26 protein-coding genes are annotated in these 23012 nt (G+C 68.6%); 5 read left to right on the top strand and 21 right to left on the bottom strand.

The genetic code is table 11. The features are described 5' to 3' along the window. Positions 1-3: 3 nt before the first annotated feature. From O5M90_RS19535 to O5M90_RS19500, 8 genes are all read right to left on the bottom strand, one after another. A complete protein-coding gene (locus O5M90_RS19535) occupies positions 4-537 on the bottom strand; it encodes a F0F1 ATP synthase subunit delta (protein ID WP_269840046.1) in 534 nt (177 codons plus the stop codon). Positions 538-539: 2 nt separating this feature from the next. Next, positions 540-1010 (bottom strand): F0F1 ATP synthase subunit B, encoded by a 471-nt coding sequence (locus tag O5M90_RS19530; RefSeq protein WP_137942795.1) that lies wholly within the window; start codon positions 1008-1010, stop codon positions 540-542. 38 nt (positions 1011-1048) lie between these two features. Beyond that, complete coding sequence (gene atpE / locus O5M90_RS19525; RefSeq protein WP_137942794.1) at positions 1049-1297, bottom strand: F0F1 ATP synthase subunit C; 249 nt, start codon at positions 1295-1297, stop codon at positions 1049-1051. 51 nt (positions 1298-1348) lie between these two features. Next, a complete protein-coding gene (gene atpB / locus O5M90_RS19520; RefSeq protein ID WP_137942793.1) occupies positions 1349-2218 on the bottom strand; it encodes a F0F1 ATP synthase subunit A in 870 nt (289 codons plus the stop codon). Position 2219: 1 nt separating this feature from the next. Continuing rightward, positions 2220-2789 carry an ATP synthase subunit I gene (locus O5M90_RS19515; protein ID WP_440402275.1) on the bottom strand — a complete coding sequence of 190 codons (570 nt, stop codon included), beginning with the start codon at positions 2787-2789 and terminating at the stop codon, positions 2220-2222. A gap of 109 nt (positions 2790-2898) precedes the next feature. Beyond that, positions 2899-3798: an SMP-30/gluconolactonase/LRE family protein gene (locus O5M90_RS19510; RefSeq protein ID WP_269840044.1), complete on the bottom strand. Its 900-nt coding sequence runs from the start codon at positions 3796-3798 to the stop codon at positions 2899-2901. Positions 3799-3830: 32 nt separating this feature from the next. Further along, complete coding sequence (locus O5M90_RS19505; protein WP_262971727.1) at positions 3831-4322, bottom strand: GNAT family N-acetyltransferase; 492 nt, start codon at positions 4320-4322, stop codon at positions 3831-3833. Positions 4323-4329: 7 nt separating this feature from the next. Then, positions 4330-5028 (bottom strand): cytochrome b/b6 domain-containing protein, encoded by a 699-nt coding sequence (locus tag O5M90_RS19500; RefSeq protein ID WP_262971728.1) that lies wholly within the window; start codon positions 5026-5028, stop codon positions 4330-4332. Between the two features lie 152 nt (positions 5029-5180). Here O5M90_RS19500 and O5M90_RS19495 point away from each other — a divergent pair, with 152 nt between their 5' ends. Then, the gene (locus tag O5M90_RS19495; RefSeq protein WP_432767364.1) at positions 5181-5639 is read left to right on the top strand and encodes a c-type cytochrome; all 459 of its coding nucleotides are present in this window, start codon (positions 5181-5183) and stop codon (positions 5637-5639) included. A gap of 23 nt (positions 5640-5662) precedes the next feature. On the opposite strand, the gene O5M90_RS19490 is transcribed toward O5M90_RS19495, so the two are convergent. From O5M90_RS19490 to O5M90_RS19460, 7 genes are read right to left on the bottom strand one after another with little or no spacing between them, the layout of a single operon-like run. Further along, a complete protein-coding gene (locus O5M90_RS19490) occupies positions 5663-6268 on the bottom strand; it encodes a glutathione S-transferase family protein (protein ID WP_269840042.1) in 606 nt (201 codons plus the stop codon). Further along, entirely contained in the window at positions 6265-6987 is a 723-nt protein-coding gene (locus O5M90_RS19485) for an alanyl-tRNA editing protein (protein WP_440402273.1), read from the bottom strand. The genes O5M90_RS19490 and O5M90_RS19485 overlap by 4 nt, the downstream gene beginning before the upstream one ends. Then, complete coding sequence (locus O5M90_RS19480; protein ID WP_269840041.1) at positions 6984-7562, bottom strand: VOC family protein; 579 nt, start codon at positions 7560-7562, stop codon at positions 6984-6986. Before O5M90_RS19480 ends, O5M90_RS19485 begins: the two co-directional genes overlap by 4 nt. Before the next feature lie 5 nt (positions 7563-7567). Beyond that, a complete protein-coding gene (locus O5M90_RS19475; RefSeq protein ID WP_262971730.1) occupies positions 7568-8410 on the bottom strand; it encodes a PhzF family phenazine biosynthesis protein in 843 nt (280 codons plus the stop codon). Next, the gene (locus O5M90_RS19470) at positions 8407-9618 is read right to left on the bottom strand and encodes an aminotransferase-like domain-containing protein (RefSeq protein ID WP_269840040.1); all 1212 of its coding nucleotides are present in this window, start codon (positions 9616-9618) and stop codon (positions 8407-8409) included. Before O5M90_RS19470 ends, O5M90_RS19475 begins: the two co-directional genes overlap by 4 nt. After that, positions 9615-10349 (bottom strand): aspartate/glutamate racemase family protein, encoded by a 735-nt coding sequence (locus tag O5M90_RS19465; RefSeq protein WP_137942784.1) that lies wholly within the window; start codon positions 10347-10349, stop codon positions 9615-9617. Before O5M90_RS19465 ends, O5M90_RS19470 begins: the two co-directional genes overlap by 4 nt. Beyond that, on the bottom strand, positions 10346-11263 hold the full coding sequence (locus tag O5M90_RS19460; protein WP_269840039.1) for a DMT family transporter: 918 nt from the start codon (positions 11261-11263) through the stop codon (positions 10346-10348). Before O5M90_RS19460 ends, O5M90_RS19465 begins: the two co-directional genes overlap by 4 nt. 74 nt (positions 11264-11337) lie before the next feature. Between O5M90_RS19460 and O5M90_RS19455 the strand changes: the two genes are divergently transcribed. Beyond that, positions 11338-12798: an aminotransferase-like domain-containing protein gene (locus tag O5M90_RS19455; protein WP_269840038.1), complete on the top strand. Its 1461-nt coding sequence runs from the start codon at positions 11338-11340 to the stop codon at positions 12796-12798. A 33-nt stretch (positions 12799-12831) separates the two neighbouring features. On the opposite strand, the gene O5M90_RS19450 is transcribed toward O5M90_RS19455, so the two are convergent. Beyond that, entirely contained in the window at positions 12832-13299 is a 468-nt protein-coding gene (locus O5M90_RS19450) for an Lrp/AsnC family transcriptional regulator (protein ID WP_440402271.1), read from the bottom strand. A gap of 129 nt (positions 13300-13428) precedes the next feature. Between O5M90_RS19450 and O5M90_RS19445 the strand changes: the two genes are divergently transcribed. Beyond that, entirely contained in the window at positions 13429-13800 is a 372-nt protein-coding gene (locus tag O5M90_RS19445) for a VOC family protein (protein WP_269840036.1), read from the top strand. 6 nt (positions 13801-13806) lie between these two features. Here O5M90_RS19445 and O5M90_RS19440 read toward each other — a convergent pair whose 3' ends face one another. From O5M90_RS19440 to O5M90_RS19430, 3 genes are all read right to left on the bottom strand, one after another. Then, on the bottom strand, positions 13807-15360 hold the full coding sequence (locus O5M90_RS19440; RefSeq protein ID WP_269840035.1) for a GGDEF domain-containing protein: 1554 nt from the start codon (positions 15358-15360) through the stop codon (positions 13807-13809). Between the two features lie 2 nt (positions 15361-15362). Beyond that, positions 15363-17039, bottom strand: a complete 1677-nt coding sequence (locus O5M90_RS19435) for an FAD-dependent oxidoreductase (RefSeq protein WP_137942779.1) — start codon at positions 17037-17039, stop codon at positions 15363-15365. An 80-nt stretch (positions 17040-17119) separates the two neighbouring features. After that, complete coding sequence (locus O5M90_RS19430) at positions 17120-19021, bottom strand: ATP-binding cassette domain-containing protein (protein ID WP_440402270.1); 1902 nt, start codon at positions 19019-19021, stop codon at positions 17120-17122. Between the two features lie 175 nt (positions 19022-19196). Here O5M90_RS19430 and O5M90_RS19425 point away from each other — a divergent pair, with 175 nt between their 5' ends. Further along, the gene (locus O5M90_RS19425) at positions 19197-20192 is read left to right on the top strand and encodes an SGNH/GDSL hydrolase family protein (protein ID WP_269840034.1); all 996 of its coding nucleotides are present in this window, start codon (positions 19197-19199) and stop codon (positions 20190-20192) included. On the opposite strand, the gene O5M90_RS19420 is transcribed toward O5M90_RS19425, so the two are convergent. Both O5M90_RS19420 and O5M90_RS19415 read right to left on the bottom strand, forming a co-directional pair. Beyond that, on the bottom strand, positions 20161-21132 hold the full coding sequence (locus tag O5M90_RS19420) for a Bug family tripartite tricarboxylate transporter substrate binding protein (RefSeq protein ID WP_440402267.1): 972 nt from the start codon (positions 21130-21132) through the stop codon (positions 20161-20163). The genes O5M90_RS19425 and O5M90_RS19420 overlap by 32 nt on opposite strands. Beyond that, a complete protein-coding gene (locus tag O5M90_RS19415; RefSeq protein ID WP_262971737.1) occupies positions 21129-21677 on the bottom strand; it encodes a MarR family winged helix-turn-helix transcriptional regulator in 549 nt (182 codons plus the stop codon). Before O5M90_RS19415 ends, O5M90_RS19420 begins: the two co-directional genes overlap by 4 nt. 81 nt (positions 21678-21758) lie before the next feature. Between O5M90_RS19415 and O5M90_RS19410 the strand changes: the two genes are divergently transcribed. Continuing rightward, a complete protein-coding gene (locus O5M90_RS19410; protein WP_269840032.1) occupies positions 21759-23012 on the top strand; it encodes a flavin-dependent oxidoreductase in 1254 nt (417 codons plus the stop codon).

Genomic DNA, 23012 nt, shown 5'->3' with positions numbered 1-23012 from the left:
CGGTCAAGCGGTCAGGGCCACCTTCATGCGTTCCAGGCGGGCCTTGACCGAGGTGTCCAGCACCTCGTCGCCAACCACCACGCGGATACCGCCAATCAGCGAGGGCTCCAGCGATACATGGGCTTCGAGCTTGCGACCGAAGCGCTTTTCCAGCGTGACCACCACATCGCTCAGCTGGGCTGCTTCGATGGGGTAGGCGCTGAAGATCTGCGCATCAGCCACGCCGTCAGCCGCGTTGGCCAGGACATGGAACTGTCCGACCACCGCCGGCAGAGCCGCCAGGCGCGAGTTCTCGATCACCGCGCGCAGGAAGTTCTGCAGCTCCGGGGCCAGGTCTTGCTTGGCCGCCGCGGTGATGACCGCGTAGACCTGCTCGGACGTGACCTTGGGGTTATCGGCGAACTGGCGCAGATCGGCATCCTGCGCGACCAGGGACAGCGCGTCGAGCGCCTGGCCCCAAGCCTTCACATCGTGCTTCTTGGCGACCTGGTAGAGCGCTTCAGCGTAAGGGCGTGCAATGGTTGCGAGCTCAGCCATGATTACAGCTCCGTCTTCAGACGGCCCAGCAATTCGGCATGCACCGAGGCGTTGACCTCGCGCTGCAGAATTTGCTCGGCACCCTTGACGGCCAGCGCAGCGACCTGCTCGCGCAGGGCCTCGCGGGCGCGGGTGGCTTGCTGATCGGCTTCGGACTTAGCGGCGGCCACGATCTTGGCGCCCTCGTCCTCGGCACGCTTCTTGGCTTCGTCCACGATGGCAGCGGCACGCTTTTCGGCGTCGGCCAGCAGCTTGGTGGTTTCGTTGCGCGTTTGTGCGAGTTGCTCGTCGACCTTCTTGTTGGCGGTTGCCAACTCGGCCTTGGCCTTATCCGCAGCGGCCAGGCCGTCGCGGATCTTCTCTGCACGTTCATCCAGCGCCTTGGTGATAGGCGGCCAGACGAAACGCATCGTGAACCACACCAGGATCGCGAAGACGATCGCCTGGATAAATAGGGTTGCGTTGATATTCACGGCACGATCCTTTCAAGTCGTGAAAGGTTCGGGAGTTATCAGGCCAGCACGAAGGGGTTGGCGAACGCGAACAGCAGAGCGATAGCCACGCCGATCAGGAAAGCAGCGTCGATCAGACCGGCCAAGATGAACATCTTGGTTTGCAGTTCGTTCATCAGCTCAGGCTGGCGAGCCGAGGACTCCAGGAACTTGCCACCCATCAGCGCGATGCCGATGGAAGCGCCGATAGCGCCCAGACCAACGATGATGCCGCAAGCCAGTGCCACGAGGCCGAGGATGTTTTCCATTATTTGCTCCTAGAGAGATGAAAGAAAGAAAGAGAAAAGAGAAACTCGTGATCAATGCGCGTCGTGCGCCTGACCGATGTAGATCAGCGTCAGCATCATGAAGATGAAGGCCTGCAGCGTGATCACAAGAATGTGGAACAAGGTCCACACCGTACCGGCAATGACATGGCCAATGGCCAGGCCGATGCCCGTAGCCGACAGCGTGAACGCACCACCCATCAGTGCGATCAGCATGAAGACCAGTTCGCCGGCAAACATATTGCCGAACAACCGCATGCCGTGCGAGACCGTCTTGGCGACGAACTCGATGACCTGCATCAGGAAGTTGAAGGGCCACAGCGCCCAGTGCGCGCCGAACGGCGCCGAGATCAGCTCATGACCCCAGCCGCCCAGGCCCTTGATCTTGATGTTGTAGAAGAAGCACATCAGCAGCACGCTGCTCGACAGGCCCAGCGTGGTGGACAGGTCGGCGGTCGGCACGACACGCATGTAGTCCTTGAAACCCAGGGCCGGACCGGCGCTGTGCCAGATCGCAGGGATCAGGTCGACCGGCAGCATGTCCATCGCATTCATCAGGAAGATCCAGACGAACACGGTCAGCGCCAGCGGCGAGACCAGCTTGCGGCTCTTGGCGTTGTGGATCACGCCCTTGGCCTGGTTCTCGACCATCTCGGACAGGATCTCGACGGCAGCCTGGAAGCGGCCCGGCACGCCCGAGGTGGCCTTGCGCGCGGCGCGCCACAGCACGAAGCAGCCGATCACGCCCAGCAGCAGCGAGAACGCCACCGAGTCCAGATTGAAGACGCTGAAGTCGACGATGCTGGTCTGCTTGACGCTCTCGAACGAGAAATTCTTCTGCAGATGTTGCAGGTGGTGAGTGATGTACTCACCAGCGCTGGGCCCATGTCCTTCGGCTGCCATATCAGTTTCCGTCGCTAATTTTCTTGAATCGGCCCCGCGTGAGCAGGACCAGCCAATTAACCTTGAGGCACACAATCATGGTCAGCAGCAGTGCCGGCCAACTCAGATTGCCTACCATCTTGACCACCGCCACCAAAATGGCAATGACCAGAAAGATCTTGATCAACTCCCAGATCATCAGCGAGACCAGAGCGGCTCCCGCGTGATTCACCGGTCGTCGGGTCGTGCCCCATGCCATCAAGGCATTCGGCAGCACCACCGCGATCGCGCCCAACAGCGCCGACCACGCCTTGCCGGCCTCGAACGTGAACAAACCCCACAGCAGGACGCACAACAATCCCGCCAACGCCTGGGCCGCCACGATCTGCCAGGGCGACAGCAGAGGACTCCGTGCCTTCAAGGCCTGCGCTTGCTCTCGCGTCAGGGGCTTGAAAGCCGCGTCATCGTCCGCATCTCCTCCCTCATCACCCCAGCGGCTGTCCTGCCCCTCATCAGCGCTGGGCACGGCTTTCGGTCGTGCGCGCAGAGGGTTTGGATTCACGGCAACTCGGGGCTGGTCGGCAAAACCCAAAGATTATATGTGGAAACCCGCACATCGCCGCCAAGGCGGGTGGCGGGGTCTCCCTACAAGTCGGTCAGGCGTACTTGCCGGCGATCATGACTTCTGGCAGGGCGCGGCCTCAGAGCCGGGCAATCTGCGCCGGCAAGCCCGGCACCTCGACCCGCACTTTCAGCACGCAGCCGGCCCAGGGCTGGGCCGACAGTTCCTCGGCCGGCCGCTTCTCGCAGGCCGTCGTGATGTAGAGCGTGCGCAGATCGGCATCACCAAAAGCGGGCATGGTCGGGCAGCGCACCGGCAGGCGCAGCTCCCGCAGCACCTGGCCCTCGGGCGAGAGCCGCAGCAGGCGCTGGCCCTCGAACATCGCCACCCAGTAACAACCCTCGATATCGACCGCCGCGCCATCGGGCCGGCCGCCATACCCATCCAGTGAGGCGCCGGCGGCGCGCGGCGCAAAGCCGGCGAACAGACGCTTGTTGCTGACCGCGCCGCTGTCCGCATCGAAATCCAGCTGATAGATCTGATGCGCCTTGGTATCCGACCAGTAGAGCCGGCGTTGGTCCGGGCTCCAGGCCAGGCCGTTGGAGGTGACGATACCGCTGGCCATCTGCTCGAACGCGCCGCCGGCAAAGCGGAACAGCGCCGAATCAGGGGCGCGCGCATCGTCTATCGTGCCGACCCAGAAGCGCCCCTGCGCATCGGGCTTGCCGTCGTTGAAGCGCTGACGCGCCGCGTCATAGGGTGCGGGAGCGATCTGCGCCTGCGCGCCGCTTTCGGTGTCGAGCCGCCACAAGCCGTCGCGCCGGGCCACCAGCAGACCGCCACCGGCCAGCAGCGCGATGCAGCCGGGCTCGCTGTCCAGCTGCCAGGACTTGAGCGCGCCGCTGGCGGGGTCCAGGCGCAAGACCTGGCGCTCGGCGATGTCCACATAGTAGAGGGCTTGCTCCTGCGCGTGCCAGAGCGGCGATTCGCCCAGCGTGGCCCGGTGCGGGCCGGCCAATTCGATCAGTTCATCGGTCATGCCGCGATGCTACGGCGGTAATGCGCTGTAACTCAGCCCAACTCGACTTTCAGATAATGCGCGCCCGGCACCGGATTGAAATAAAACGGCGGCACCTCGACAAAGCCCAGGCTTTCATAAAGCCCGCGCGCCGCCTCCATATCGTCCAGCGTGTCCAGCAGCATGGCCGAGTAGCCGGCCTCGGTCGCACGGTCGATCAGGGCCTGGGCCAGCGTGCGGCCCAGGCCGAAACGGCGAAACGCCGGCCGCACATAGAGCCGCTTCATCTCGCAGGCGTTCGGATAGTCGGAATCGGGCAGGTTGCGGAAGGCCCCGCAGCCGGCCAGCGCGCCATCGACCAGAGCCAGCAGCATCAGGCCACCCGGCCGCTCATACTGCCCAGGCAGCTGCTGCAGCTCGGCCTCGAAGTTCTGGAAGCTGAGGTCGACCGCCAAGCTCTGGCTGTACTCGCGCAGGATCTCGCGGACGGCCTGCCAGCCTTCGGCATCGTCGGGAGCTATCAGGGTGATGTCGGGACTGCTCATGAACGCGTCAAAGTGTACCCAGGCTCACCAGCCAGGCCACGGCCGCCGCGCTCGCCGCCAGCAACAGCAGCGCCAGCCAGCGGGTGGCGGCGCTGTCGCGCGAGGCCGGCACCTCGGGCGGCAGCGCCTTGTCACCGCTGATCATCGGCCCGACCAGGCGGCGCTTCTTGACGACGCGATAGAACACGATGGCCAGCAGATGCAGCGCGACCAAGGCATAGATCAGCCATTGCCCCCAGCTCTTGTGATGCCCGGTCCAAGCCAGGCTGGTGTCCATTGAGACGAAGCGCACCAGCGGCCCGGTGATCGCGATCTCGTCATCCGCAATCAGACCCGAACCCACTTGCACCACAAGCCAGCCCAGCATCGCCAGCACCGACAGGGCACCCAGCGGGCTGTGCCCGACCTCGAACCAGTCGCCGCGCTGCGGGCGGCCACGCAGATAGCGCAGCCAGGCGGCCGGGCTGTAGATGAAGCTGGCAAAGCGCGACCAGCGCCCGCCCACCAGGCCCCATAGCAGGCGAAACAGCAGCAGGGTCAGCACCGCATAGCCCAGCCGCATATGCCAGACCATGGCATTGCCGCCGATCTTGGCGCTGATCACCGAGCCCAGCACACACAGCGCCAGCACCCAGTGGAACAGCCGCGTCGGCAAATCCCAGACCCGCACCAGGCTCGTCGCCCCGCTCGTCGAAGCCTCAGCCATTGTTGTCACCCCGCCATTGCATGGCGGCAAAGATAACGCAAGAACTGGCCCCGGCCCAGCCCTGCAAACAAGGCCAAGCCTTCGTACACTGCACGAGCCCGTGGCGAAGCGCCACTCGCGCCTGATCAACCCGTCTGCAAGGAATCCCCAGCATGATGAAGCACACCCTGATCACCTTGGCCGCCCTGGCCGGTCTGGCCAGCGCCCTGCCCGCCGCCGCGCAGTTCCAAAAGCCCGAGGATGCCGTCAAGTACCGCAAGGCCGCCTTCACCGTGATGGCCACGCATTTCGGCCGCATCGGCGCGATGGCCCAGGGCCGCGTGCCCTTCGATGCGGCGGCCGCAGCGGCGAACGCCGACATCGTCGTCGCGATGTCCAAGCTGCCCTATGCCGGCTTTGTCGAAGGCACGGCGGGCACCGAGAAAGGCCAGCCCAACACCAAGGTCTGGACCGAGCGGGCCAAGTTCGACGAGGGCGCGAAGAAGATGCAGGACGAGGTCATCAAGCTGGCGGCGGCCGCCAAGGCCAACAACCTCGACCAGCTGAAAGCCGCCTTCGGCAGTGCCGCCGGCAGTTGCAAGTCCTGCCACGACAACTTCCGCAACGACTGAGCGGCTGAGCGGCTGAGCCCTGTTCAGGGCAGGCCGTTGCGGCCATGGGCCATGAAGCCCGGCCGCTCGCTCAGACGCTCGTAATAGGCCTGGACGGCCGGCAGTGCCGGCTTGTCCATCGCCGTCATCATCCAGCGCTGCACCGACAGGCCCAGCACCACATCGGCCAGCGTGAACTCGGCGCCGCAGACATGGGCGCCGCTGCCCGCCAACCGCTCGTCCAGCATCCCCATGTGCCGGTTCCAGCCGGCCACGCCGGCCTGCAGCAGGCCCGCATCCTGATGCGCAGGGCTGCGCCGCACCAGGCTCATGAAGGCATAGCGCCAGGCGTTGTTCAGCTCGCCGGCCTGCCAATCCATCCATTGCTCGACCAGCGCCCGCGCGCGCGGCGCGGCCGGCAAGAGGTCGACGCGCTGCTCACGCCCGGCCAGATAGCGACAGATGCTGTTGCTCTCCCAGAGCACGAAGTCGCCGTCCAGCAGCACCGGCACCATCGCGTTGGGATTGAGCTGGCGCAGCGCCGGCGCGGCCATGTCCGGCTCCTCACGCTCGGGGTCCAGGCCCAGTTCGGCACAGGTCCACAAGACCTTGCGCACATTGATCGAGGCAGCACGTCCCAATAGCTTCATGTCGAGAACCCCAGCACGACTCTGCGCGTCTTCGCGGACTTCTTCTCTATCTTCGTCACGACGACCGCACCGATCTCGGCGGTGTTCGCCACATGCGTGCCACCGCAGGGCTGCAGGTCTATGCCTTCGATGCTCAGCAGCCGCACCCGCCCCGATCCGCGCGGCGGTTGCACGCTCATGCTGCGCACCAGGCCCGGGTTCGCATCCAGCTCCTCGTCGCTGATCCAGCGATGAGTGACCGGATGGGCGGCGGCCACCAGCCGCGCGATGCCGGCCGTCAGCTCGTCCTTGTCCAGCGCCTCGGTCATATGGAAGTCCAGCCGCGCATAGCCGGCCGTGATCGAGCAGCCATCGACCGGATGCGGCACCAGCGCGCACAGCAGGTGTGTGGCGGTATGAAAACGCATATGGGCATGGCGGCGCGACCAGTCGATCCGGGCCCGCACGATGGCGCCCGGGCTCAGGCCATCGAGCGGCTGATCGCCGGCGGGCAGATGCAGGATCTCGCCCCCCTCCCCCTTGCGGGTGTCGGCGATCACGATCAGCCGGCCATCGGGCAGCTCGAACACGCCGGCATCGCCGGCCTGGCCGCCGCCCATCGGATAGAACACCGTGCGGTCCAGCAGCAGGCCGCGCTCGTCGGCGCGCAGCAGGCGCGCCGTGCATTCGCGCAGCGTCGCGTCCTCGCGAAACAGATCCAGCGTGGGGTCCGTCGTCATCCGACCAAGTCCAGCTCGACCTCGCCCTGCGGTGTCCGCAGCCTGGCCTTCAGGCCATCGCGCGAGTCAAAGCCCAGCAACTGCACGCCGCTGGCCGGCAAGGTATCGGTCGGATGGGCCTCGCCCCACTGGATCAAGGTCGGCAGCGCCTCGCGCCGCAGCCGGCGACCATCCTCGCGCAGCGCGATCTGCCAGCTCAGTGCGCCGCGCGAGGCCGCCACCGGCTCGCCGGCGTCGACGCCCTCGCCACGCCAGTAGGCCAGCGCGGCCTCCAGATTCGGCACCCGCGCCACCCAGTGGATCAGGCCCGGCCCCCGCTTCAGGGCCGCTTGCAGGCCCGGCTGATCCAGATCGAACCAGCGCGCGCGGCCCGGGGCCGGCGCCTCGGGGTCGATCGCGATGATCTCCAGGTAGCTGCGCGGGTGATTCAGGCCGCTGATGTTCAGCAGGCGGTTGTGCGTGCCCATCAGCGCGTGCTTGCCGCCGGGAGCGGGCGTGACGCCCAGCACCCGTTCGCACCAGGCCACGCCGGCCTCCAGCGTGTCCGCACCCACCACCAGATGATCGAGTTCCATGCTGCTCAAAGCCTCACTTGGCCATGGATCAGCGGCGTCACATCGCCGCCTATCCAGGTGTGCTCACCCTCGCGCGCCACATGCACCTTGCCGGCCCGCCCCAGCGCCGCGCCCTGCGCTGCAATATAGCGCTCGGGCGCAAGACCTGCCCCCTGCAGCCACAAGGCCAGGCCGGCATTGAGGCTGCCGGTGACCGGATCCTCGGGCACACCCAGGCCGGGCACGAAGGCGCGCACCTCGAAAGCCTCGGCCGCCCCGGCGGGATAGGCACCGACCACGCCCAGCTTGAGCCCCTGCATCGCGACGAAATCCGGCCGCAGCGCCAGCACCGCCGCCGCATCCTTGAGCCGCGCCGCCATCCAGCCCGGGCCATTGTCGACCCAGACCACATCGAGCAGCTCGGCCTCATCCAGCCGCAGCGAACGCGCCACCTGGGCACGCAGCGCCGGCTCCTCGACCGGCCCGCTGCGCCGCAGCGGCGGCGCGGCAAAAGCCAGCCGTGTGCCCTCGCGCTTGAGCCTCACCAGGCCGATCGCGCACTGCTGCACCAGCTCGCCGGGCTTCCTCGGATCGCCACCGGAAGCCAGCCAGGCATGGGCGGAGCCCAGGGTCGGATGACCGGCGAAAGGCAGCTCACCGCCGGGTGTGAAGATGCGCAGGCGGTAGTCCGCCGCCGGGTCGGTGGGCGGCAGCAAGAAGGTGGTCTCGGACAGATTGGTCCAGCGCGCGAACGCGGCCATCTGCGCCTCGTCCAGGCCCTCGCCGTCGATCACGACGGCCAGCGCATTGCCCCGCAGGGGCTCGGCCGTGAACACATCGACCTGGGCAAACCTTCTGAGCTGGCTCATGGCGTCGTCGTCTCCGCCGTCTCGACCAGGGCCTCGCGCAAGACCCGGCCCAGGATCGCCACGCCCTCGGTGATCAGCTCCGGCGTCAGGGTCACGAAGGACAGGCGCAGGCTGCGCGGGTCGGGCTTGTGGGCATAGAAGGCCGCGCCCGGCACATAGGCGATGCCGGCCTCGACGGCCAGCGGCAGCAAGGCCATCGCATCAAAACCCTCGGGCAGACGGATCCAGAAGAACATGCCGCCGGCCGGGCTCTGCCATTCGCAGCCGGGCGGCAGATGCTCTTGCAGCGCGGCGGCCATCGCATCGCGATTGGCCTTGTAGCGGGCCCGGATCTTGGGCACATGCAGGTCGAGGAAGCCGTTCTTGATGACCTCGTGGACCACGCGCTGATTGAAGCCCGGCGTGTGCAGATCGGCCGCCTGCTTGGCCTGCAGCAGCTTCGGATACAGCTCATCGGGCGCGACGATGTAGCCCAAACGGAAGCCCGGCGTCAGCACCTTGGAGAAAGAACCCAGGTAGACGGAGCCCTCGGGCCACAGCGAGCTCAGCGAGGCCGGCGGCGGCTCGTCGAACCACAGATCGCCATAGGGGTTGTCCTCGACGATGGGCACGCGCGCGGCCTGGGCGGCGGCCACCACGGCCTCGCGGCGGGCCAGGCTCATCACCCGGCCGGTCGGGTTCTGGTAGTTGGGCAGCAGATAGGCGAAGCGCGTGCCCGGCGCATCGTGCGGCAGCTGGCCAAAAGCCTCGGGGCGCACGCCCTGCTCGTCGCTGGCCAGGCTGGTGAAGATGGGCTCATAGGGCGTGAAGGCCTGCAGCGCGCCCAGATAGGTGGGGGTCTCGACGGCCACCGGCGCGCCGGCATCGCAGAGGATCTTGCCAACCAGATCCAGGCCCTGCTGCGAGCCGCTGGTGATCAGCACCTGATCGGGTCGCGCGTTCAGGCCCAAGCTGCCGACCTTGGCCGCCACCCATTCGCGCAGCGGCGCAAAGCCCTCGCTGGAGGCATATTGCAGCGCCTCCTTGGCGTTCTTGCTCAGCACCTGGTCACAGGCGGCCTTCAGCGCGTCGACCGGAAAGGTGTCGGCCGAGGGCAGGCCGCCGGCCATCGACAGGATGCCGGGCTTCTCGGTGACCTTCAGGATCTCGCGGATGATCGACGGGTTCATGCGCGCGGCACGGCGCGCTTGGGTCCAGGGGCTGCTCATGGTTTCAGGTCTCCAACAGGTTTATTCGATTGTGGCGCAGCCAATATCCAGTCCAGTGCGGCCTGCGCATGGAGCGATGTGCTGTCAAAAAGGGGCACGGGGGTGGACGCCGTGGCCGGGTCGAGCAAGAGGCAGACCTCGGTGCAGCCCAGTATCACCGCCTGCGCGCCGGCAGCGGCCAACGCAGCGACCTGCTGCTCATAGAAGCGGCGCGAGTCATCGACGATGCGGCCCCGGCACAGCTCCTCATAGATGATGCGGTGGACCTCGGCACGGCCCGGCGCATCGGGCGTCAGCAACTCGATGCCGTGGCGCGCCATGCGGCCGCGGTAGAAATCCTGCTCCATCGTGTAGGCGGTCGCCAGCAGGCCGGCACGCTCGATGCTGGCGGCGCGCAGCGCGGCGGCCGTGCCGTCGACGATGTGGATCAGCGGCAGGCCGCTCAAGGCCTCGATCTCATCGGCCACCTTGTGCATGGTGTTGGTCGCGATCAGCAGGCCTTCGGCACCGGCCGCCTTCAGCCCGGCGCCGGCACGGCCCAGCAGGGCGGCCGCTGCGGCCCAGTCACCACGGCGCTGCAGCGCCTCGATCTCGGCAAAGTCGACGCTGTGCAAGATCAGCCGCGCGCTGTGCAGGCCGCCCAGCCTGGCGGCCATGCCCTGATTCAGCAGCTTGTACAGATGGGCGCTGGACTCCCAGCTCATGCCACCCAGGATTCCCAGCGTTCTCATGGGCGCGTCTCCACCGGCATTCTCTTGCCCAGCCACACCATCGCAATGACCGCCAGCGCGAACACCAGGGTCATCGCATCGAGCCGCTCGCCCAGCACCGGCACGGCCAGCAGCATCGACAAAAAGGGCTGGATCACCTGCACCTGGCTGACCCGCACCGTGCCGCCTATCGCCAGCGCTCGGTACCAGGCGAAGAAGCCCAGCCACATCGAGAACAGCGAGACATACAGAAACCCACCCCAGGCCGACCAGGCCACCGGCTGGGCCGGCCAGGTCAGGGCCGCCACCGGCAGCGTGATCGGCAGGCTCAGCACCAGCACCCAGCAGATCACCTGCTGCGGCGGCATCTGCGCGCTCAGCCGCGCGCCGCCCACATAGCCGGCCGAGGCGCTCAGCACCGCGCCCAACAGCAGGCCATCGGCCCACTGGAAGCCGGCCGCGCCGCGCCACCAGGCAAACGCGATCACCAGGCCCAGACCGGCCAGCGCGCAGGCCCAGAAACCCAGCGACGGCCGCTGGCGCAGCACCAGGGCAGCCATCGCGGCGGTGGCCAGCGGCAGCACGCCCGAAATCACCGAGGCATGGACCGCATCGACATGGCGCACCGCATAACCCAGCAGCAGCGGCCAGCCGAACACCACGCCGGCCGCGGTCCAGGCCAGCGGCGCCCATTGCTCGCGCCGGGGCCGGGACGCGCCGCTCAGCCACAAATAGGCGGTCGACAGCAGGCCGGCCAGCGCCGCCCGGCCCAGCGCGACGAACAGCGGATCGAGCTGCGGCGCCGCCGCCGTGCCGCCGGCCAGCCGCGTCATCGGGATGCTCAGGGCGAAGATGAACACGCCCAGAGCCCCCAGCAACAACCCGCGACTGGCGTCGTCGAGACGGGCGGGCGGCGGGCTGGCGAGGGCTGTCATGCGTCCCAGTCTAGTCTCGACAACCAATACAGAACCAGTACACTTTGCCGGACATCACAAACGACTGTATTGGCATGGACACCAGCACAAGCAGTAGCGGCAACAACGCGGCCATCCTGTCACGCGCCTCCAGCGTGCCGCTGGCCGAACAGCTGGCACAGCGCTTTTCCGAGCGCATCGCCCAGCGCCTGCTGCTGCCGGGCTCACGCCTGCCCTCGGTGCGCGAATGCGCACGGCATCATGGCGTCAGCCCCTACACCGTGGTCGCCGCCTACGACCAGCTGCTGGCCCAGGGCCTGCTGGAGGCGCGCAAGCAGCGCGGCTTCTTTGTCCGGGAGTCCGGCGTGCGGGCCGGGCGCACAGCCGCGCCCGAGCCGCGCCCCGTGCGCCTGCAGAGCCAGGCGCCGTTTGATGCCACCGCCTTGATACGTGGCATGTTCCAGGCCGATGCGCGCAGCGCGCCGGGCCTGGGCACCCTGCCGGCCGAGTGGCTGGACCTGCCGATGCTGCAGAGCGCGATGCGCAAGGTGCTGGCCCAGAGCGAGGGACCGGACCAGCTGGCCCTGCAGTACGGCGAGCCCGGCGGCGATGCGCGGCTGCGCGCGGCGCTGGCCCAGCGCCTGGCCGATCTGGGCATCGCGGCCCAGCCGGCGCAGATCATGTCGACGGTGGGCGCCACCCATGGGCTGGACCTGATCACCCGCAGCCTGCTGAACCCCGGCGACGCGGTGCTGGTCGACGACCCCGGCTGGGCCATCGAATACGCCCGGCTGAGCCAGGCCGGCATGCGGCTGCTGCCGGTGCCCCGAGGTGCCGATGGGCCGGATCTGGCCATCATGCAGCGCCTGATCGAGCAGCACCGGCCGCGCATGTATGTCACCGTCTCGGTGCTGCACAACCCGACCGGCCACACGCTGTCCTTGGCCGCCGCCCACCAGATCCTGAAGCTGGCCGAGGCCGGCGATTTGCTGATCGTCGAGGACGATACCTATGCCTGGCTGGCGCCCAACCATGCGCCGCGACTGTCGGCACTGGACGGTCTGCGGCGCACGCTCTATGTCTCCGGCTTCTCGAAGATCCTGACCCCGGCCTGGCGGGTCGGCTATCTGGCGGCCAGCCCGGAGCGCATTGCCAAGCTGACCGAGCTGAAGCTGCTGTCGACCCTGACCACCAGCCCGCTGCTGGACCGCGCTGTCGCGATTTGCCTGGAACAGGGCCAGCTTCGCCGCCATGCCGAGCGGGTGCTGAGCCGGCTCGACGCCGCGCGCAGCCGTTCGGTGCGCTTGGCGCTGGAGGCCGGCTGCCGCTTCGTCACGCCGCCGCAAGGCCTGTTCGGCTGGGTCGATGTCGGCGTCGACACCGAGCGGCTGGCCCAGCGCCTGCTCGACGAAGGCTGGCTGATCGCGCCGGGCCTGCTGTTCAGCGCGACGCGGCGTGCCGGCACGCTGATGCGCATCAACTTCGCGACCGCGCAGGATGCCAAGTTCTGGACCCGGCTGCGGCTGCTGCGCGGCGAGTGGCTGGGCAAGACCTGACCCTATGGCCTGGCCGCCATGCCGGCCCGGCGCTCAGTCGGGGATCGCCAGCGGCCCGGCGCGCCGCACGGCGTCCAGCACGATCTGCGTCTTGAAGCTGCGTACATTGGCGTCGTGCAGCAGACAGGCCGCGCAGAAAGCTTCGTAGGAGGGCAGATCGGCCACGACGATGACCAGCACATAGTCGGCCTCACCGGTCACGCCATAGCATTGCTGCACCTCAGGCCGCGCCAGCAGGCGCTGGCAGAAGGCGCCGGCGGCCAGCGCCGACTCGTCCACCAGGTCCACATGCACCAGGGCCGTCAGGTGCAGGCCCAGCGCGCGCGGATCCAGCCGCGCCACCTCGGCCAGGATCACGCCCTGCTCGCGCAAGCGCTTGAGACGGCGTTGCACCGCCGCCGCCGACAGCCCGACATGGGCACCGATCCATTCTCCCGAGCGGGTGGTGTCTTCTTGGTAGAGCGCGACGATGCGTTTGTCCAGGGCGTCCAGGGTCATCATGCAAAAACGGCTGAAAAGATGCGGCCAGGCCGCAAACCGGCCCGGCCCTATGCGCCGCAGCGGCGCCGTCCGGCCGCGACACTGAGGGCTGCGCATTATTCATCGACATCCACCGACAAGCGACGCCCCATGATCGACCATGTCTCCATCGGCTCCCGGCACTATGCCGAAGCCGCCGCCTTCTATGCCCGCGTGCTGGCCCCGCTGGGCTTGGGCCTGCTGCGCGATACCGGCAAGGAAGCCGCCTTCGGCAGCGCCCAGCACTGGTGCTTCTTCATCTATCCGGCCGACACCCCGGTGACCGCGCCCGGCGCCCATATCGCCTGGCGCGCCGCCTCGCGCGAGCAGGTCGTGCAGGTCCATGCGGCCGCGCTGGCGGCCGGCGGCCAGGACCTGTTCACGCCACGGCTGCGGCCCGATATCAGCGACAGCTATTTCGGCGCGATGTTCAGCGATCTGGACGGCCACCGCGTCGAGGTCAAGACCGACGCGGCCAACTAGCCCCGCTCATTCCATCAGCCGGTCGCGCCCCGCCGCCTTGGCGCGGTACAGGGCCGCATCGGCGCGCTGGTAGAACTCGTCCGAGCTCTCGCCGGGCACCGCCAGGGCCAGGCCCATGCTGAGGGTCAGCAGGCCGCCCGGGCCGCCGGCCTCATGGGCGATGCCCCGGGCCGCCAGCGCGGCGCGCAGCTCGGTCGCGCAATGCTCGGCGCCGCTGCGGTCGGCCGTCAGCAAGAGCGCAAACTCCTCGCCACCCAGGCGTGCCGCCAGATCCTCGGGTCGGCGCGCCACCTGGGCCAGACAGGCCGCCAGCGCCTGCAGCGCCAGATCGCCCTGGTGATGGCCGTAGCGGTCGTTAAAGGCCTTGAAGTGATCGACATCGATCAGCAGCAGGCTCAGCGCGGCATCGCTGCGGCGCTGGCGCTGGCGCATCGCCAACTCCAGGCGCTCGCCGAAGCAGCGCCGGTTGGCCAGCCCGGTCAGCGCATCGGTCTGCGAGAGCCGCTCCAGCACATGGACCTGGGATGCGATCACGCCCAGCAGATGGTTGGCGCCGCCGGCCAGCTCGGTGATCTCGTCCTGGCCCTGCACCGTGACCTGGCGGCCCCACTGGCGCTGCTCGCGGATATCGGCCAGCTCGCGGCGCAGCCGCACCAGCCGCGCCACCACCAGACGGTCGGCCAGCAGCAGCAGGCCCAGGGTCAGCGCGACCGCCAGGCCCAGCAACACCCACTGCACCCGCCCCAGCAGTTCCTGACCACGCTGCTGGATATGGCGCGGCCAGCGCGTCTCCAGCACCGCCACCGGCGCGCCGGCCAGGTCCTGCACCGGCCAGCTGATCAGCAGCCAGTCGGGCGCATCGTCCAGCCAGACCGGGCCGTCGCCGGTCAGCGCCTGGAAGTCCAAGCTCGCCGGCCGGCCCGGCAAGACCTCGCCCTCGCGCAGCAGGCGCAGCTTGCTGTCCAGCCCACTGCGCCGCGCCACCGCCAGCATCACCGCCGGGCTCAGCCATTCGGCGATCGCCACCGTGCCGCGCGCGGGCGCGCCGCTGAGTCCGTCCAGCAGCGGCCGGCGGCACACCATCATCAGGTCCTGGCGCAGCCGCGCCAGCCCGCAAGGCAGGCGCGTATCGATGGCCGGCCGGCTCAGCTGGGCCTGCACCGCAGCACTGAAGTCCTGCGGCAGCCGCAGCTCGACCGCCTGGCCGGGCGCGCCGATGCTGTGCCGCAACTGGCCTTGCGGGTCGTAGAAGCCCAGCCAGTTGAGGCTGGAGTTGGCGATGCTTTGCGGCGTCAGATTGCGCTCGGCGAACTGCCGGTTGCCGTCCTCGGCGAACTGGTAGAAATCCGGCCAGATGCTCCACTCGCGCAGCACCCGGTCGCGCAGCGCCAGCTCGTCGTCCAGTGTCTGCAGCAGGCGCACAAAGTGTTCGCGGGCGGCGCGCTGCTCGAGTTCCAGATGGCTGGCGGCCACGCTGGCACGCAGCATCCACAGTCCCAGGCCGCCCAACAAGCTGGAGAGCAGCAGCACACCGCACACCACCTTGAGGCGCAGCCGCATGCTCAGCCTCCGGCCAGATAGCTGTGGATCTGGGCCACCGCCGCCGCGCCCTCGCCGATCGCGCCGCCGACCCGCTTGACCGAGCCGGCCCGCACATCGCCGACCGCGAACACCCCCGGCACGCTGGCCTCCAGCGCGGCCGGCAGATAGGCGCCGGCCGCCTCGGCCGCGGCCGCTCCGGTCAGCACAAAGCCGCGGGCATCGACGGCCACGCCGCAGCCCTCCAGCCAGCCGGTCTCGGGCTCGGCGCCGACGAACAGGAACAGATTGCGGGTATCGCAGTCATGCTCAGCGCCGCTGCGCCGGTCGCGCCAGCGCAGCCCGTTCAGGCTGCCACCGCGCTCACCGCGCAGCCCGCAGAGCTCGGTATGGGTGCACAGCTCGATATTGGGCGTGTGGCTGATGCGGTCGATCAGATAGCGCGACATGCTGGCCGACAGATCGGGACCGCGCACCAGCATATGCACCTTGGCCGCATGCCCGGCCAGGAAGACGGCGGCCTGGCCGGCCGAATTTCCGCCGCCGACCAGGGCCACCTCGGCCTGGGCGCACAGCCTGGCTTCCACCGCCGAGGCCCAGTACCAGACCCCGCGGCCCTCGAACTCTGCCAGCCGCGGCACCTCGGGCCGGCGGTAGCGCGCACCGCTGGCGACCACCACCGTGCGGCTGCGCAGCCAGCGGCCATCGCTGAGCTGCAGGCGCAGCTCGCCCTCGGGTCCGGCGCGGCTGCAGTCCAGCGCCAGCGCCTCGGACGGGATCATCAGGTCGGCACCGAACTTCTGCGCCTGCACAAAGGCGCGCCCGGCCAGCGCCATGCCGGAGATGCCGGTCGGAAAGCCCAGATAGTTCTCGATGCGGGCGCTGGCCCCGGCCTGGCCGCCGAAATGCCGGCAGTCCAGCACCCCGACCGACAGCCCCTCCGAGGCCGCATAGACCGCCGCCGCCAGCCCGGCCGGGCCGGCGCCGATGATCAGCACATCGAACAGCTCCTCGCGCACGCGCATGTCCAGCATGCCGATGCAGCGCGCCAGCTGGGCCTCGCTGGGGTTGACCAGCACCGCGCCGTTCGGGCAGACCACCATCGCATCGTCGGCCGCCACCCCGTACTGCTCCAGCAGCGCGGCGGTGGCCGAGCATTCGCTGGCCTGCATCTGCTGGTGCGGCTGACCGTTGCGGCGCAAGAAGCCCTGCAGGCGCACGATGGCCGGCGAGTCCGGCGCACCCACCAGCACCGGCCCGCTGATGCCGGCCTCGATCAGGCCGACGCGGCGCAGTATCAGCGCGCGGGTGATGCGCTCGCCCAGATCGGCCTCGCCGATGATCAGCGCGCGCAGCTGCTCGGTCGGGATCACCAGGGCCTCGGTATCGTCCAGCACCTCGGCGTCGACCAGGGCGGCGGCGCCGGACAGCTGGCCCACCTCGGCCATGAACTGGCCGGGCCCGTTGTCGATGATGGGGACGACCTCGCCCAGGCCGTTGCGCTGGCTGATGCGCACCCGGCCGGCGAGCACCACCACCATGCCAGGCCCGCGCTGGCCGGCCTTGGCCAGCATGCTGCCGCGCGGGAAATGCTGCAGCGTGCCGAAGCGACTGATGCGCGCGATCTCCTCGGGCTTGAGGGTGGGAAACATCTGCTCGTGCCGTTCGGCACGCTGGGGGTCGGCGGGTTCCTGGCTCATCGGGTGCTCACTCCTGGCTTGCACCCATTGTTGAGCCTGCGGCGCCGTTTGCCGAGACCCAAAAGGGTCAAAGCCCCGGCTTATTTCGCGTCAAGAAGTTCCCAGCGCTCCATCAGGCCCAGCAATTCCTCGTCGATCTGGCCGGCGCGCTCGGTCACCTCGGCGATGCGGGCCGCCCCCTGCGTGTAAAGCTCGGTGCCACCCAGCAAGGCATTGAGCTGCTTCTGCTCGGCCTCCAGCGCCGCCACCTTGGCCGGCAGCTCGTCGAGTTCGCGCTGCTCCTTGTAGCTGAGCTTCTTCTTGCTGGCGACCACGGGCGCTGGCGCGGGGGCAGGTGTTGCCGCCGGTGCCGCGGCCGGTGCAGTGGATAACACAGTGGCGGCCTGCTTGGCACGCTGCTCGTTGATCGCCGCCGCGCGCTTGGACTGGATCAGCCAGTCCTGCACACCGCCCTCGTACTCGCGCCAGCGGCCATCGCCCTCGTTGACGATGGTGGAGGTGACGACGTTGTCGAGGAAGCGTCGGTCATGGCTGACCAGGAAGACCGTGCCGTCATAGTCGGCCAGCAGCTCCTCCAGCAGTTCCAGCGTCTCGATGTCCAGGTCATTGGTCGGCTCGTCCAGCACCAGCACATTGGCCGGGCGGGCGAACAAGCGCGCCAGCAGCAACCGGTTGCGCTCGCCGCCGGACAGGCTCTTGACCGGCGAGTTCGCACGCGCCGGCGAGAACAGGAAGTCGCCCAGATAGCTCTTCACATGCTTCTTCTGGGTGCCGATCTCGATCCACTCGCTGCCGGGGCTGATGGTGTCGGCCAGCGTGGCATCGAGGTTCAGCGTGTCGCGCATCTGGTCGAAATAGGCCACCGTCAGCCGCGAGCCCTGGCGCACCTCGCCGCTGTCGGGCGCGAGCTCGCCGAGGATCATCTTCAGCAAGGTGGTCTTGCCGGCACCGTTGGCGCCGACCAGGCCGACCTTGTCGCCACGCAGAATCGTCGCGGTGAAGTCGCGCACGATGACGCGCTCGCCATAACTCTTCGAGACGTTCTCCAGCTCGGCGACGATCTTGCCGCTGGCGCCGCCGGTGTCGATGTCCAGCTTGACCTTGCCCTGCACATCGCGGCGCGCCTGGTGGGCCAGGCGCATCTGTTCGAGGCGCTGGATGCGCGCGACGCTGCGGGTGCGGCGGGCCTCGACGCCCTTGCGTATCCAGATCTCCTCCTGCGCCAGCAGCTTGTCGAAGCGCGCATTGAACAGCGCCTCGTTCTCCAGCTCATAGGCCTTGGCGGCGGTGAAGGCAGCGAAATTGCCCGGGTAGCCGCGCAGCTGGCCGCGATCGAGCTCGACGATGCGGTTCGCGACGTTGTCCAGGAAGGCGCGGTCGTGGGTGATCAGCAGCAGCGAGCCCTGGAAGTTGTTCAGCAGCTCTTCCAGCCAGGTGATCGCGTCCAGATCCAGGTGGTTGGTCGGCTCGTCCAGCAGCAGCACATCGGGCTGGGCCACCAGCGCGCGGCCCAGCGCCACCCGCTTCTTCAGCCCGCCCGACAGCGAGCCGACCAGGCGCTCGCCGTCCAGGCCCAGGCGCTGCAGCGTTTCCTCGACCCGCTGCTCCCAGTTCCAGGCGCCGATATGCTCGATGCGCTCCTGCACCCAGGCCAGGTCGTCGTTCTCGTCGTGGATCTCGTAGCGCTCGCGCAAGGCCTTGGCCTCGGCCACGCCCTCGCTGATCACATCGAAGATCGTTGCGTCGGCCCTCAGCTCGGGTTCCTGCGGCACATAGACGCTGGTCAGGCCCTGCTGCAGCTGCAGCAGACCGTCATCGAGCTTTTCGATGCCGGCCAGGATTTTCAGCAGCGAGGACTTGCCCGTGCCGTTGCGGCCGATCAGGCCGACGCGCTCGCCGATTTCGAGCGAGAAATTGGCACCATCGAGCAGGGCCACGTGGCCGAAAGCAAGATGGGCATTGGAGATGGAAAGGACTGCCATAGGCAGCCATTGTCGCCGAGTGCACCGCAAGCACGGCGCGGGCGCAATCCCTCATCGGTCCAATTGACAAGCAGCCGAGGGATAACGGATGCTGCTGCGACCGGCAATCTCGCCGCAACAAGAGCCCCGCCCCAAGGCGGTGCGCCGGGCTCACAAACACCAGGGAGTGATCACGATGAAATCCAATGGATGGGTGCGCCTGCTTGCCGGGCTGAGTCTGGTACTGGCCGGGGCGGCGCAGGCCGGCAGTTATTCGAGCCTCTATGTGTTCGGCGACAGCCTGTCCGACAGCGGCAATAACGCGCTGGCCATCGGCGCCGATCCGGCTCAAGTCGTGGACGGCAATCAGTACATCGCCAGCCGACCGTTCGCCTCGGGCACCTATAGCAACGGCGCCGTCTGGAGCCAGCAGTTCGCGACGAGGCTGGGCCTGAGCGCCACGCCCTCACTGGCCGGCGGCGGCAACTATGCGTTTGGCGGCGCCAAGATCGACGGTGCATGGCAGCCGGGCGAGCCGCCCAGCATGACTTCGCAACTGGGCATGTTCCTCGCCGACGTGAACGGTCAGGCTTATGCCGACGGGCTCTATGTCGTGGCCGGCGGTGGCCCCAATATCAGCGCCGCGCTGATGGACGTGATGGCCGGCGCCGACCCGGTCGCCACCACCCAGGCGCTGGCGACCCAGTACGCGATCACGATGGGCACCATCGTCGATGGCCTGCAGGCCGCCGGTGCGAAGCACATCATCGTCTGGAACGCACCCAACTTCGGCCTGACACCGCTGGCCCAGAGCTATGGCGCCGCCGGCACCGGCCTGGCCACCGCGATCAGCGCCGCGATGAATGCGGCGCTGCAGACCCGCCTGTCCTTTGAGGACGCCGGCGTGCGCAGCTTCGATGTCTACGGCCTGCTGAACGACGTGGTCGCCAGTCCGAGCAGCTACGGCTTCGAGAACGTCGGCGCGGCCTGCGGCGCGGCGGTGCTGGGCTGCAACCCGGCCAGCGCGCTGTTCTACGACGGCATCCACCCGACCACGTTGGCCCACCAGGTCTTGAGCAACTCGATGTACGCGCTGGCCGTGCCGGAGCCCGCCACCACGGCGCTGTGGATGCTGGGCCTTGCCGGCGTGGCCGCTGGCGTCAATCGTCGGAAGAAAATCCCGACGCCTTGACGACAGGCCCCCATTGCTCGCGCTCGCGCGCCAGGCGGCGCGCGTAGTCGGCCGGCGCGGCCGACGCGGGCTCGAAACCCAGCTTGGCCAGGCCTTCGGTGACGGCGCTCTCGCGCAGCGCCAGCTTGGCCAGGTCGTAGACCCGCTCGACGATGGCGGCCGACGTGCGGGCCGGCAGGAACAGGCCATAGCTCTCCACGCCCTCGATGCCCTTGAAGCCCTGCTCCTCGAAGGTGGGCACCTCGGGCACGAAGCGTGAGCGACGTGCATCGGTGATGCCCAGGATGCGCACCCGGCCGCTGGCCAGATGCGGCAGATAGTCGCCGACGATGAAGCAGCCGGCGGCGATCTGCCCGCCCATCAGGTCCTGCATGCCCGGTGCCGCGCCGCGGTAGGGCACATGGGTCAGCTTGATGCCGGCCGCGCGCTCGAACTGGTTGCCCAGGAAATGCGGCATCGCGCCGGCCGCCGGCGAGGCGAAGGCGGCGCTCTGCGGATTGGCCTTGGCCCAGTCGACGAACTGGCTCAGGGTCTTGACCGAGGCCGGCACCATGGGCCCGACGCCGAAGCCGCAGGTCGCATTGGCCACCGGCGAGACGGGGATCGCATCGGCCTCGGCGCGGTAGGCCAGCTTGCGGTAGACATGCGGGTAGATCGTGAACATTGACGAGGGGCTCAAGAGCAGGGTCTGGCCGTCGGGCGCCGCCTCCTTCAGCGCCATCACCGCCAGGCGCCCGCCGGCGCCGACTTTCTGCTCCACCAGCACGGTCTCGGCCATGCGGCCGCGCCAGGCCTCGGCCAGGCGCCGCGCGCTGACGTCGACCGAGCCGCCGGCCGGGAAGCCGACCAGGATGCGCGGCGGCGCCGCCCCCTGGGCACGCGCGCCCGCTCCGCTCAGCAGTGCGCCCAGGCTCAGCATCCAATCACGGCGTTGCATCATCGCTGTCTCCTAGTGGTTGTCTTGGGGGATGAATTCGAGGGCAGGGGCTGGGCCGCCGCCGTGGCCACCCAGGCCAGGCGCTCCAACGCAGCCTTCAGCACGGCAGCCTGCTCGCCCAGGCCGCGCTGCAAAGCGGCATCATGCTCGCGCACCGCCCGCTCCAGCCGGGCCATGCGGCGGCGGCCGGTGGCGCTCAGATGCAGGCCCCAGGAGCGGGCATCGGCCGGGTCGTCGCGCCGCTCCACCCAGCCCTGGGCGGTCAGCCAGTCGGTCAGGCGCAATGCACCGCTGCGGTGCAAGCCCATGGCCTGGGCCAACAGGCCCTGGCGCATGCCGGGGTTCTCGGCCACCAGCACCAGCGCGGCAAAGCGCTGCGGGCTGATGTCCTCGCCCTGGGTGGCGCGGTAGAAGTCCAGGTAGAGCGCGTTCTGTGCGCGCCGCAAGGCATAGCCCAGCAAGTCGTCGAGCACGCCGTAGCGCAGGCCCGGCACCGGCATCAGCAGGCCTTCGGGCGGCTGGGCTTCAAGAGAGGGCAGCTTGCTCATGGTTTCCCTAGCTTAGATATCGTTGCACTACGCAACAATCTCGCTTACCCTGATCTTTATCAAGACCACAAGGAGAACACCATGGCCCTGGACATCCTGATCGCCGGCGGCGGCATCGGCGGGCTGACGACCGCACTGGCGCTGCAGGCACGCGGCCACCGGGTCAGGGTCTGCGAGGCGACGGCGGCGCTGAAGCCGCTGGGCGTGGGCATCAATCTGCTGCCGCATGCGGTAGCGGTGCTCGACGGCTTGGGCCTGCTGCCGGCGCTGCGCGAGATGGCCGTCGAGACCTCGGCCCTGGTGTTCGCGAACCGCCATGGCCAGGAGATCTACCGCGATGTACGCGGGCTGGCCGGCGGCTACAGCCATCCGCAGCTGAGCATCCATCGTGGCGAGCTGCAGCTCAAGCTCTGGGCCGAGGCCCAGGCGCGGCTGGGCGCCGAGCAGCTGCGCAGCGGCCAGCGCATCACCGGCGCGCGCACCGAGGGTGATCGTGTCGTGGCCCAGGTCCAGCTCGCCGACGGCGACACGGCCGAGCTGCACGCCGACCTGCTGATTGCGGCCGACGGCATCCACTCGGCGCTGCGCCGCCAGTGCTATCCGGACGAAGGCGCGCCGCGCTGGAACGGCATGATGATGTGGCGCGGCACCAGCCTCGCCCCACCCTTTCTTGACGGCCGCACCATGGTGCAGGCCGGCCACCGGCGCGCCAAGTTCGTCGTCTATCCGATCGCGCCGCCGCAGGCCGACGGCACGCAGCTGATCAACTGGATCTGCGACCGCCGGCTGCGCGAGGACGGCATCGGCGGCGGCCTGACGGCGCCCGGCCGCGAGGACTGGAGCAAGCCCGGCTCGCTGGACGATTTGCTGCCCACTTTTGGCGGCTGGCATTTCGACTGGCTCGATGTGCCGGCGATGATCAAGGGCGCCACCCAGCTGCTGGAGTACCCGATGGTGGACCGCGATCCGCTGCCGCGCTGGCGCCATGGCCGCATCACCTTGCTGGGCGACGCCGCCCACCCGATGTACCCAATCGGCTCGAACGGTGCGACCCAGGCCATCATGGATGCGCAATGCATCGCCGAGGTGCTGAGCGGCACGGCCGATGTCGAGGCAGCACTGGACGCCTACGAGGCGCAACGCCGGCCGCTGTGCGCCGGCATTGTCACGATGAATCGCCAGGAGGGGCTGGACGCGATCCTCGATCTGGTCGAGGATCGCGCGCCGGATGGCTTTGCGCGGCTGGCCGATGTGATCGACCCGGCCGAGGTCGATGCCTTCGTCAAGCGCTACAAGGCCGCAGCCGGCCATCAACAGCGCCCGCTTGCCGGCTGA

This window comes from Paucibacter sp. M5-1 (genome assembly GCF_027498415.2).
Classification (GTDB): domain Bacteria; phylum Pseudomonadota; class Gammaproteobacteria; order Burkholderiales; family Burkholderiaceae_C; genus Roseateles_E.
The sequence above is the reverse complement of the archived record's forward strand: the minus strand, read 5'-3'. Positions and strand labels throughout refer to the sequence as shown.